The following is a 13,406-nucleotide window of genomic DNA, read 5'->3' as shown; positions in this document are numbered from 1 at the left end:
TTTTAAAATTTTTTTAATTCACTTAGATTAAGTTCTTTGACAATTTTCTCCAATGTAACTTCATCTATTTCATTTGTTTTTATATCTACAGCAAACCGTTCGGCATAAAACATAGAGAGGTCGTACGAGTTACTCGATTTTAAATAGCTCTTTTTTACTTTCACATCGTCTATAAGCACTGTTTTTGTGGATCCCCAATCACCTTTGGTGTCGTAGTTCATTTTACTCGACATTCGATAAGGGCCAACGCCTCCAGCTCCTTTTTCACCAGCACCATCAATGACCATGACACGTATTCTTTTGTTCCCCACGTGATAGGTTCCTCCACAAGACCCCATTCCGGGAATCATATTGATCATAGACGATGTAAGCGGCATATTGGCCAATGTCTCTGGCAACCAAGATTCAAATTGTTCTTTGGTAAGCGGTTCTTTATTGCGCAGTAACTTTATATTCTCCTGCATCCCCGTAGCCTCTTTGGCCACGTTTTTCGCATTTTTTATTATTTTGGTAGTATTTTGAATTTCATCCCCCAATTTTTTTGTTTCTTCCCAGCAGGAATTACTTAATAGTGCTAGTCCTATTAGTAATATTTTGAACTTTATAGTCTTCATATATTTTCTTTTTTTACAACTAATGATTTTTTGAAGTTTATTTTTAAGGCACTTACTTTATTTTGACCTTGGCCAAATACTTCTGCCAGCGGCCCCTGGTACTTTCCATATTTTCGTTCAAATCCTTTACCCTATTATCAATATCGCCATTAAACCTTGCTTTTGCATCAACGGTGCATGGATCAGATGAAATTGCTCAGTTTTGTTTTTTATTTGCACGGGAGATTCTCGATTGTGAAATTAATTTGATTAGATCTTTTTAACATAAAAATGGGGGAATCAAAATAGGTTATATAATTCATGAGTTCAGTAAAGAAATCTTTTTTTTTATTTTGCCATTCCACATCCGATTCAGGTATAGATTCATAATCGAGTAGATCTAACAAGAGGGCATCTAAGTCCAACAACCCTTCTTTATCGTATGATTTATAATCTTTATCCAATGTTAGCAAGGTGTTTAAATTTAAAGAATATGGGTTTCCAAAGACTAAACTCGCTTCTTTGATATTATCTAGTGAATCTTCCAACTCGCGTGTACCAGGAATATAATTTTGTGATTTCAATGAGAAGTACAATTCTAAAATTGAGGTACCATAATAAACTACATCACTATAAAGTTCTTCTGGACAATAAATTCGAGTTCCCGCCGAGAGCACCTGTAGTGCTTGCATCTCCAATAGTTGTTTTTTAGCTTTACAACTATTTGCAGATTCAATTTTGTGTTGAACTAAATACATATTCAGCGCATGATCACCCATCAGATTGATACATCGAATCTCCATTGGCATTTCGCTAGATTCGCTTAGGCTTTGCCCAAATGCCTCTAGCCCCTTAGTTATATTTTCCATCGCATGCTCTTCTTTTGCTTTCTCAGCGGCATCATCCGCTTCGCCTTTGGCCTCTTGCTGTGCTTTTTTGGTTATTTCAAAGACGCTTCCCCCAATTTGGGCAGAGAGTGTCGCTGGCAATACAAACCAACAAAGGGTTAGTAGCAGAGATGTTGTTTTCATAATGCGCGTGTTTAACGGTTTATATTTCTCCTTAATAGTCGGCTTTGTTGATCGTGATAGGATGCTTTTCCAATTTTGTGCAAATCATATGCATATTGTCCCGCTTTCTTTTGTTGGAGATGTATTCCATTTCCATGATCATAGATTTTTCATCGAAAGGAATAGTGGCATAATAACCCGTTTTCGGCATTTGCTCCACACTGGAAAACACACCTACAAAACTAACTGGCGCTTCATTGGTGATATAAAACTTACTGATACCATCTTCTTGTTCAATTTGGTATCCACTGCAGTTAAACCCTAAAATAGTCTTACTGGCTAAGGGGGTGATTTTTAGATTTTCTTGGTTTGTGTTGCTTTTGGCCATTTCCTTTTGTGCCTCGGCATCAAAGGGCATCCGCATTTTCATCGCCATTTTTTGTGTTCCATTGTCCATAAAGGTTACCATGGCTTGGTTTTCCATGTCGTATACAATAATGCTGTTGGCTCTTTTGTCCGCTATGGCATTTCCAAAATAGGTAGCATCGGGTTGTATATAGTATTTCATCTCCATCTTATCCTTTTTGGTGGTTAAGGACATATCCATGACGTACTGAAATTCATACGTATCCGGGATGCCTTCCAATCCTCCGCCGAAAATGTTCATTATTTTACTTTCCTGAGCCTGCCTTTCTTTTTGGGTGGTTTCCTTGGAAGGTGTGTTTTTTTCGGTTTCACCAATCGTTTTGGAGTTATCCTTCTTGCTGCTACCTCCTTTTGTAATGGAATCTATGGCCTTGTTGGTGGTTTTGGTAACTTCTTTGTCCGCTCTGTTTAAAATGGTTCGTTCGGCAGCATTTTCAGCTTTCTTCTTTAGCTTTTTGAGAAATTGTGCGTTGGCATGTATTCCTATTAAAAAACAGGTTATCATTATAAGCGTACGTTTAGTTTTCATTGTATTAATTGTTTTTATTGAGATGATTAATTTGAATAAATAATGTGTGTATGTACCGTTCCATTTTCTTCTTTTAGTAAAAACATATAGTTATTTTGCCCCACCGAATAAAATTTTGCGTGGCTCCAGCCCGAGGTCCAGTTAGCATTATTATCGAAAATGATTTCTCCTCTTTGACCGTTGTCTGTAATATAAAACTGCTTTGCATCTCCGTTTTTTAATTTTAATAGGAATAGATAAGACTGCGCGTTGGTCCTGTAAAATTCCGCCGTTGTCCATCCTTGGGTCCATTTTTCATCAAAAACCTTTTGGCCAATTGTTCCATCGGTTTTTATTTCGTTAATGTGAACATCTCCAGTTCTTTTTTTAATAAGGAACATATAACTTTTGTTATTGGTTTTGAAATGGGAAGCAGTTGTCCACTCTGGCGTCCATTTTCTATTAAATATTAAGTCACCTACCGTACCATTTGAATTTATTCTATTTACATGTACATCTCCTGTCTGGTATTTATATAAGAATAGGTATGTTTTATTCCCAACTGTATAAAATTGGGTTTCACTCCAACCTGAAGTCCATTTTTTGTCAAAAATTCTTTGACCAACCGTGCCGTCTCTATTCATTTGATGTATGTGCACATCACCAGTACTTTGTTTTAACAGAAATAAATAGCTTTTACTATTGACTTCGAAAAACTTGGCGGATGTCCATCCAGAGCTATACTTTTTATCAAAAATTCTTTCCCCTACAGAGCCATCCCCTCTCATTTTGTGTATATGCACATCACCAGTGCTTGATTTTAAGAGAAGTAAATAAGTTTGACCTCCCTGGTACAAAAATTCTACGCTATCCCATCCTGCTGTCCAGTTATAATTATAAATATTAGGGCCTATGGTGTGCCTTGGTTTGCGAAAAGGGTAAAAATTGGATATAAGTTTTTTATCCATTTCTGAGAGTTGATCGTTCCATCCTACCGAATATTCACAGCTGGTGATGGAATTGGGTATGGTATAATGCATGATAGACTTATTATCGTACGCTGTTGCATTCCCTACGCTGTTGTTGGACAGCATTTCTAGGTTATTTTTGGTTCTCTGTTTACTCCAGTCGCTTTCCTCTTCGTAATAATCGTATACAGCTTCCCAATCCCAACAAATACCTCCCGTAGGATTTTGGTGTTCATGTTTTAGACCAATGGCATGTCCAAATTCATGAATAGTGGTACGCCTAAAACTAGCGGTACTAGTAGTGTCGGTAAACCATCCAAAATTCATTGTTTGTTCATCTTCCGGATAATTCAATGCATCTGTACCAACTTTAGACCATGACCCACCTTTTTTAAGCCCGATACGAATATCACCATCTGAGCCATCTATAAACTCGAATTTTATATTTGCATATGTTTCCCATGCTTTGGCATAGTTAATAATATTTGTTTTCACAATATTGGATGGTGTGTCCAGGAAAGACACCTTTAAGGTTTTACCATTTTCCCATAGAAGATCTTTGGATGAAACTAAAGCGTTGACTTGAAAAGTAGTTGGTATAATTAAATCCTCTGTGATACAAATTTCTGGAGACCCAGTAAGATTTTTTTCAGTCTCACCTATTAAAGTAAAATTGGTAATGCCATTTCGTCCGTTAGCATTTCTGGCACTTAAGGACACCATTTTTGGTTTATAAAATAAGTTTGGTTGTTGGTGCACCAATTGGTCATCAATAAATATTTTGAGTGTATTTTTAGCATATTCTAACTTAATATGGCGCCAGACCTGCTCCAGTACTTCTAATTCTTTTATTCTTTTTCTGTTGACGATAGATCCGGTGACATTTATACCATGGCGAAAAATCATATATGGATCGGTATGTTTATCGTTTTCACCATGAACACCAGTTCCTTCCCAAAGGTTGATGATATAATATTGTCTGGTTGACGCTGGAACTTTATCAAAAAAAGCATCGAACTCAATAGTAAATTCATTCCCTAAATAGTGGTTGTCCTGTCCGTTGATGGTTGGTTTTAGAACGGTGTAACGATCGAGTTTAAGTACCTTTTTACCATCCAATTCTGTGATGAGTCCCTTGCCTTTTACCGAGGTCCAATGAGTAGGCCGACTGTTGATGGATTCTTTTTGAAAATTGTCGGTAAAATTTTGGGCGATTAAGGTTGGAGCGGATAATAGTAATATTAATATGCCTATATAGAGTTTTGTTTTCATTGATCAATAATGTTTGTTTCTTTTATTTGAGTTGTCATATATAAGTATGTTCACTTCATATAAGAACTTTGGGATAATCATTTGGTGTAGCGATTAATTTTGGGCCTTTTTGTTTTGTTCATCCATAAGGGCTCCACTTTATTTTTGACCTTAGATAGTTGTTCCAAAGTATGTGACACGTTTTTAAAGACTGAAAAGTCAATGTTTCAGTTCTTGTTTCCAACAACTTTTGATATCTTTAAAGTTAATTTTTGCCTTGATAATACCATTGTATAAAACGGACATGTAGTATTTAAGGACTTATTTGATAGATTTGTGGTTAAGGATTTTGCAAAGAAATTAGACTATGATATCCCACCGGAATTGCAAGGGAGTGTCCTTGGGGTGATTGTTGGAAAATCATACAAGTCCGTAGCATTAACGGGTCAGCCTATGTACGCAACGGGATTTCCACTATTGATATTTTCACAGGGATTCATTCCAGAGTTTAAGATCGACAACCTAAAATTATCACCAAAATCCAAACTCAATATAGGAGGACAGATTTACAATGCCACTGTAAAGTTTAGTGTTAATGGTATTTTGGACAATCTTGGCATTATACTACACCCGACCGCTACTTATTATCTGTTTCACAAACCAGGTTCTTATTTCTTAAATAGGTGGAAGGCCCTAGGGGCGGAATCTCCAATTGATTGTAGCCAACTAATTTATAAATTATCCGAAGATATTGATCAAGAACAACGTATCTCCTTATTATTGGATTATCTGGGGGAGCTTCTCAAAGACCGATTGGCTCCAATAGACTGGTTGGACCAAGCCATAGCGAATATTTTCAAGACCAATGGAATTATCCAACAGTCCACTTTAGCGGAACAAGCAGGTATTAGCTTGCGGCATTTTAGAAGAGTTTTTAAAAATGTGGTTGGGATGCCACCTAAGTATTATTGTAAGGTTATACAGATCAATACTGTTTTTGAACTATTGAACACTTCTGCTACGGACAAACTACATCATTTGGCCTTGGATTGCGGTTATTATGATCAGGCACATTTTATTAAGGATTTCAATAAGTTTATTGGAGCTAGCCCTGAAAACTTTTTAAGCGGACGACATGCATATGTGAAAACATATTTGGGTAGAGGTTTAAAGTAACATATCCTTAATCTCCTTTGCCAGGTTCAATCGGTTTTTGAATTTTTCTTCCATGGTTATAAGATCTACTGAAAAATAAAATTATAGCGATATATAAATTTTGACGCAAGGCTATGGCAAAGTTCAAAGTAGTCCCTTTGTTACTGTTTAAATAGACTTTAGTATGGAGGAGGCGATTGTATTTGGGGAGATGCTTAATCCCTTTTTTTTATCCATTTTAAACATACGAGGTTCTATCAGTCTCCGTTGGGTTGGTTAGTTGGTGGGAAAATTGATTTCTTCGTATGGGATAACTACAAACTGCATGATGAAATCCAACCTTCAAAAGTCTTTTAAGCTTTGTCTGATACCCTAGAAGGTAATCCTTTACTCCTTTAAACTATGTGTTAAAGTGCATTATAATGCGCTATTTAAAATCATTTTTCCTACAGATTAAATACATCTATAATTTTCCGTATCCGAATAATGTATTTTTAAACATTTATTTCCTGTTTTATCCCTTTTGCCAATATCCCATCTTATTCGTAAGACAACAAAATGCCCAACATATCCGAGCCTATTTTTGGAGTTTCACCTTTAAACATTAATTTTAATGTAAAAGCCGACCTATTACCACCTATCAAAATGAAAGAAATTTTATCCATAATAGCCTGCATTTTGTTTGCTTCCGCCTTTGGTCAGACCACCAAAATTGATAGTCTACAACAGGTCTTGAAAAATTCGGTATCCGATTCCGCCAGGATCCAGACATTAAAAAATATTTCATGGGAATATTTAAACACTCGGTCCAATATGTCATTGGCAAAAGTATATATAGACAGTACCTATCAACTTAGCACCTTAACCAATAATAAACAAGGCATATCAACGGCCAATTATCAATATGCCGTTCTGGAGAGACAAAAAGGAAATTATGGCGATGCTCTGGGATATTTGGAAAAATATCTAAAATATAGTGAAGAAGTAAAAGACAGTGTTGCTTTGGCCAATGGTTTATATCAAAAAGCCATTATTCTTGATGATCAAGGCGATTACGAAAAGAGTACCGAAATATATTACAATATCTTAAAAATATATGAAGCTAGGAATGACGCCTATAGTATTGCCACCATCCAAAACGCCTTGGGTGACCTCTTGAAGAAAGACCATAAATTGGAAGAGGCTATGGATAATTATACCCAAGCCCTAGAGACATTCAGTACATTAGGATACAAGGGGGATATGGCCAATGCTTATTTTAATATAGGTGGCATTTACCAATTGAAAAGTAATTATAAAGAAGCCCTAAACTTTTTCAATAAAGCCCTTGTTTTAGATCAGGAAATTAAAAGTTCATGGGGAACCGCCTATGATTTTGAGGCCATAGGAGAAGTTCATAGTTTACAGGAGAATTATAATGAAGCTTTAAGGGTACATTTAAAAGCTTTGGAAATCCGACAGGAACTTAATCAGAAAAGGGAGTTATCTGAAAGCCATACCCATGTGGGTAGAGATTATTTTAAGCTAGGGGATTACAGGAAAGCACAGGTACATTTGGATCAAGCAATTCAACTTGCTGAAGAAATAGGAGCAATGTCATCGGCACAAGAGGCCTATGAAATAATGTCATTGGTACACGCAGCAAAAGGAGATTATAAAAATGCCCTGCTCTGGAAGGAAAAGTATATACTTGTTAAGGATAGTTTGTTCAATGAAACTAAGTCGAAACAAATCCAGGAATTACAAGTTAAATTCGACTCGGAAAAAAAACAGGAGGCTATTACGGCGCTGGAGAAAGATGCTGAAATTAAAGATCTATTACTGGAAAGACAACGAATTATCAGGAATGTGATCATTGGTCTTTCCATTGTTTTCTTACTATTTTCATATATCATATTTAATCGATATAAAAGGAAACAAAAAGATAGGAGGGAAGCGGAAAAAAAACAACTACTAATAGAAGAAGAACGTCAAAAAACCCAAATTGAAAAAGAGCGGGTAGAAGAATTACAGAAAATCGATAAGTTAAAAGATGAATTCCTGGCCAATACCTCCCATGAACTTCGTACGCCCTTGAACGGAATCATTGGACTTTCAGAATCGCTCAAGGATGGGGCTGCGGGAAAACTTCCATCCAAAGCCATTGAAAATTTGGACATGATTACCAATAGCGGCAAACGTCTTTCACATTTGGTGAACGATATCCTCGACTTTTCAAAACTGAAGAACAGCGATTTGGAATTGAACCTTGGACCAGTTGATGTCCATGCGGTAGCCGACATCGTTTTGAAACTGTCGTTCCCACTCATTCAAGGCAAAAACGTAGAGTTGCTCAATTCTATTCCGAAAAACATCCCATTGGCGGAGGCAGATGAAGATAGGTTACAGCAAATTCTACATAACCTAATAGGTAATGCCATAAAGTTCACCAATAAAGGACAAATCAATATCAATGCTATTGCCGGGGAAAAACACCTCGCCATTTCCATTTCGGATACGGGGATAGGCATTGCCGAAGAAAAATTGGGATCTATTTTCAAGTCGTTTGAACAGGCCGATGGTTCTGTCCAAAGGGAATATGGAGGAACCGGATTAGGGCTTTCTGTTACAAAACAATTGGTGGAGCTCCATGGAGGTACCATTGAAGTACAATCCGAAGTTGGAAAAGGATCTACCTTTAGGTTTACACTGCCACTCAGCCTTCAAAAACGGGATGAATTAACTAATCTAGGTAAAACAACCTTTGAAAAGATATCACCATTACAGCTTGATATAAAAGAAAGGAGTTTTGAAAAAAAAATAGAACAATCTGAAACCGAACGAAGCAAAATACTTATAGTGGATGACGAACATATAAATAGAAGAGTTCTGGAAAACCATTTATCCGTGGCAGGTTATGCCATATCGGAAGCCAACAATGGCAATGAAGCATTGAGGTTGCTAGAAGATGGAGAGGAATATGACTTAATCCTTTTGGATGTCATGATGCCAGGATTATCCGGTTATGAGGTATGTGAAAAGATTAGGGAAAAGCATTTGACCAGTGAACTCCCCATTATATTGTTAACCGCTAAAAATAGGGTAAGTGATTTGGTTACAGGGTTTCGCGTAGGTGCCAATGACTATTTGACCAAACCCTTTTCGAAGGACGAGTTGCTGAGCCGTATAAAAACCCATTTAAATCTCAATGGTATCCATAAGGCCACCAGTAAATTCGTTCCAACCCAATTTATTAAATCTGTTGGTAGGGAAGCCATTACAGATGTGGCATTGGGTGATCATGTTGAAAAAGAGGTTACCGTACTTTTTAGTGATATAAGAGGGTACACCCACTTATCCGAAGGAATGACCCCCCAACAGAATTTCAAATTCGTAAATTCCTATGTTGGTAAAATGGGCCCTTTGATTCTAAAAAACAAAGGTTTTGTCAATCAATATTTAGGCGATGGAATCATGGCACTCTTTCCCAATAAAGCCGAGCATGCCCTTCAATCGGCAATAGACATGCAAAAGGCCGTTCAAGATTATAATATCCGAAGAATTGCTGAAGGGAATCAACCCATTACAATTGGTGTTGGCTTGCATAGGGGGCCATTGGTTATGGGTATCATTGGCGATATGCATAGAAATGACACCGCTATTATTTCTGATACAGTGAATACCGCCTCAAGAATGGAAGGTTTGACCAAACATTTTGGCGCAAATATTATCATCAGCGAAAATACCCTTAGTACCATTTCCAATAGGCATTCTTATGGGGTGCGATATTTGGGAAAAGTACAGGTAAAGGGCAAGAATAAGGTAATCGGAATATATGAATGCTTCGATGGCGATAAAAAGGAGGTATTGGAACTTAAGGCAAAAACGTTAAAGGAATTTGAAAAAGGTTCTAAATACTTCTTTGCCAGAGAATTCCCTAAGGCAACAGCAACTTTTGATAAGGTTCTAAATGAAAATCCCCATGATTTTGTGGCTAGATATTTTTTGACCAAATCCGCAGAGTACACCATTTCAGGAATGCCCAAGGATATGGAAGTAATTAATGTTATGGATGAAAAATAACGGCTTCGTTGACATCGGACCTCCAATTGGACATAGCCCTATATCTATGATATTTTTTATCCACCTGCTTTTGTATTTGGAGGATTTCATGGATAACTCCATTACCATTTTTAAAAATATTCTGAAAACGCCCTTCTGTTCGCAAGTAATCGTCAATTGGAATACTAGGTTCCTGGGAATCCAGTTGTAGGGCGTTTTCTCCATTTTTTACCCTTCTTGGATCATTTCGATATTGTAACCACTGCCCGGAAGCAATAGCCATATTATGATACTGGCTCGGACTTTTCATGTCGATTCCATGGGCTGGACTATGACAATAAGCTATAATTATAGAAGGTCCGTTAAAATTTTCAGCCTCTAAAAAAGCCTTTAGGGTCTGATCTTGATCGGCCCCGATCGCTACGGAAGCAACATAGACATCATCATAGCACATAGCCAATAGCCCCAAATCTTTCTTTTGCCTTTCTTTTCCTTTTGTGGCAAATTTTGAAGTGGCCCCAAATGGGGTTGATTTGGACATTTGACCTCCAGTGTTGGAATAGACCTCATTGTCCAACACCAGAATGTTTACATTGGCTCCGGAAGCCAAGACATGATCCAATCCTCCATATCCGATATCATAGGCCCAGCCATCGCCTCCAACAATCCAGATACTCTTCTTTACCAAGCTGTCTGCAACCTCTAACAATTGTTGGGCAACCGGTGTAGCAAGGGTGGTTAGGATGGTCTTCAATATGTCCACCCTTTTTCTTTGTATAATGATCTGTTGTTCCGTTTTCTGATCGGCATTCATTATTGAATGCACTAGTTCATTATCGAGTTGATCCATTAACTCCACTATAAGTTTTTTTGCCTGTTGCTCCTGTTGATCCAGGGATAATCGAAATCCCATACCGAATTCAGCATTGTCCTCAAAAAGTGAGTTGGACCAAGCTGGGCCCCTTCCAAAACTATTTTTAGACCATGGGGTTGTTGGGAGCGCACCTCCGAAAATAGAGCTGGAACCGGTAGCATTTGCAACTAGCATCCTATCACCGAATAGCTGCGATAACAATTTTAAATAAGGCGCTTCCCCGCAGCCTTCGGCACCATGTGGGTATTTGAACAAAGGCTCTTGCAATTGTTGCTGGTTTACTTTGGAGGCATCAATTTTAGACCTGTCCATTTCTGGAATACTTACAAAATAATCCCAATTGTTTTTTTCTGTTGGTAGCTTCGGCGAAATATCTACCATTTTTAGAGCTTTTACGGTACATGTATCTACACAGTTATTACAACTTGTACATTGATCAGGATTTATCTGTAGGGTATAGTTGGACAAGTTTAATTGCCATTCCGGTTCTAAGGTCTTCATCACCTTTAGGCTAGAAGGTTTATTGTTCAAAAAAGAATCATCATAGACTTTGATACGAAGCGCTCCTTGCGGACAAGCCATACTACAGGCACCACATTGCGTACAAGAATCCATATTCCATTCGGGCAAGGTACAAGCTGTTCTTATGTCATTTAACTTAGGGGTATTGCCCATGTAAGTTCCGTCTATCGGAAGATCACCTACTGGAATTTCGTTACCTTTTCCCGCAAGTAATCTCCCCAAAAGGGAATTGGTAAATTCATCGATATATGACGCTGGATTGGATTCATTACTATTGTAAATTTCGACCTTTGAAATTTGTTCTTTTAACTGGTCCAGATTTGCAAAAATTTCTAAATCATCTTTTAAGGCCAATAAGCAACATTGCAGACTATTGATCCTATGCCCGTGCACATTAAAATATTTTGGAAGGGAATTTAAGTTTACTACATAAACGGAGACATTATGCATAAGAAGTCGCTGTTGGGTCGTGGTCGGGAGGGATTTCCAAAATTCACTTGAATTCAAACAGGAATTGACCAATAGTGAACCCCTTTGTGCCAGACGATTCAATACATGGTCATTTTCAAGGAATTTTTCGGAACCACATGCAATAAAAGCCGCATTTTGGATCAAATAAGGCGCCTTGATCGGCAGGAAGCTTATTCTTAAGTTGGAAATAATTTTGCCGCCGGATTTTTTATAATCGATTTCAGAATAGCCTTGAACATGTTGATCGGTACTACCGAGTAGCTTTAAAATGTTTTTAAAACTCCTATCTGTATTGTTCGAATTTGTTTCATAAAAAAGGGCCTGAAAATTCTGATTTTGTAAAAACAATTCCTCAGTACAATTTAGGCTTAAATGCGTAACATCATCTGTAATTCCCACTGTAAAGTTGTTCTTTGGAATATCTTGTTTCAAATTTTCCACCACAGCTTTTACCATACTCGGACTAAACTCTTTGGAAGAAAGTCCGTAACGGCCACCAATAATTTTTGGTGGTTTAATAAAGGTATTTGCAGCGGACATTAGGGATTGAACAATATCAAGATATAAGGGCTCGCCCGGGGCACCCGGTTCTTTGGTTCTATCCAAAACCGCCACAGCCTTGCAAGAAATTGGCATTGCCTCTAAAAAGTGTTGGGTACTAAAGGGTCTGAACAATCGGATTTTAATAAGTCCAATTTTCTCTCCATTTTGGTTGAGGTGTTTTATGGCTCCTTCAATGGTCTCCGTACTGGAGGCCATTGACACTAATACCTGCTCCGCTTCAGGATGCCCTACATATTCAAAAAGTTTGTATTGTCTTCCTGTTAAACTCGCAAATTGATCCATTTTATTTTGAACGATCTGCGGACATGCATTATAATAGGAATTTACAGCTTCCCGGCTCTGAAAAAAAATATCACTGCCTTGGGAAGTTCCCCGAATGACGGGGGTATTGGGATTCAATGCCCTATTGCGATGGGCGCATATCAATCCAGTGTCCATCATGGTTTTGATCACCATATCGGAAACCATTTCTATTTTGGCCACTTCATGGGAGGTGCGGAAGCCATCAAAAAAATGTACAAAAGGAATTCTTGATTCCAAAGAGGCTGCTTGGGATATCAAAGCAAAATCCATTGCCTCCTGAACGGATGCTGCTCCCAGGAAGGCATAGCCTGTATTTCTAACCGCCATAATATCACTGTGGTCACCGAAAACTGAAAGTGCATGTGTGGCAATGGAACGGGTGGCCACGTGAATCACATTCGGTGTTAACTCCCCAGCTATTTTATACATATTGGGCATCATCAATAAAAGTCCTTGAGAGGAAGTAAAGGTTGTTGCCAAAGATCCAGTTTGCAACGCACCGTGCATAGCCCCGGCCACACCACTTTCACTTTGCATTTCAAAAACCGCGGGTACATTGCCATAAATATTTTCTTGTTGGTCCGCGCTCCATTCCTCTACCAATTCGGACATTTCCGAGGACGGAGTTATTGGATATATGGCACAGACCTCGTTTGTTTTATAAGCTATGTGGGCAACTGCTTGATTTCCGTTGGCTATAATATATTGTGGACTGCTCAT

The 13,406-nt window shown here is 38.0% G+C and carries 7 protein-coding genes; 2 read left to right on the top strand and 5 right to left on the bottom strand.

Annotation, left to right across the window (positions count from 1 at the left end):
- Positions 1–2: 2 nt before the first annotated feature.
- From C7972_RS09690 to C7972_RS09675, 4 genes are all read right to left on the bottom strand, one after another.
- A complete protein-coding gene (locus C7972_RS09690; RefSeq protein ID WP_110355966.1) occupies positions 3–614 on the bottom strand; it encodes a hypothetical protein in 612 nt (203 codons plus the stop codon).
- A 209-nt stretch (positions 615–823) separates the two neighbouring features.
- Entirely contained in the window at positions 824–1,624 is an 801-nt protein-coding gene (locus tag C7972_RS09685; RefSeq protein WP_110355965.1) for a hypothetical protein, read from the bottom strand.
- Between the two features lie 31 nt (positions 1,625–1,655).
- A complete protein-coding gene (locus C7972_RS09680; RefSeq protein ID WP_110355964.1) occupies positions 1,656–2,558 on the bottom strand; it encodes a DUF4412 domain-containing protein in 903 nt (300 codons plus the stop codon).
- Positions 2,559–2,584: 26 nt separating this feature from the next.
- Positions 2,585–4,777, bottom strand: coding sequence for a M12 family metallopeptidase (locus C7972_RS09675; protein WP_110355963.1), 2,193 nt, complete (start codon positions 4,775–4,777; stop codon positions 2,585–2,587).
- A 315-nt stretch (positions 4,778–5,092) separates the two neighbouring features.
- Here C7972_RS09675 and C7972_RS09670 point away from each other — a divergent pair, with 315 nt between their 5' ends.
- Both C7972_RS09670 and C7972_RS09665 read left to right on the top strand, forming a co-directional pair.
- Positions 5,093–5,932, top strand: a complete 840-nt coding sequence (locus C7972_RS09670; protein WP_110355962.1) for an AraC family transcriptional regulator — start codon at positions 5,093–5,095, stop codon at positions 5,930–5,932.
- A 537-nt stretch (positions 5,933–6,469) separates the two neighbouring features.
- Positions 6,470–9,973, top strand: coding sequence for an ATP-binding protein (locus C7972_RS09665; protein WP_110355961.1), 3,504 nt, complete (start codon positions 6,470–6,472; stop codon positions 9,971–9,973).
- On the opposite strand, the gene C7972_RS09660 is transcribed toward C7972_RS09665, so the two are convergent.
- Positions 9,957–13,406: a 4Fe-4S binding protein gene (locus C7972_RS09660; protein ID WP_110355960.1), complete on the bottom strand. Its 3,450-nt coding sequence runs from the start codon at positions 13,404–13,406 to the stop codon at positions 9,957–9,959. The genes C7972_RS09665 and C7972_RS09660 overlap by 17 nt on opposite strands.

The organism is Arenibacter sp. ARW7G5Y1, assembly GCF_003201775.1.
Taxonomy (GTDB): Bacteria; Bacteroidota; Bacteroidia; order Flavobacteriales; family Flavobacteriaceae; genus Arenibacter.
The sequence above is the reverse complement of the archived record's forward strand: the minus strand, read 5'-3'. Positions and strand labels throughout refer to the sequence as shown.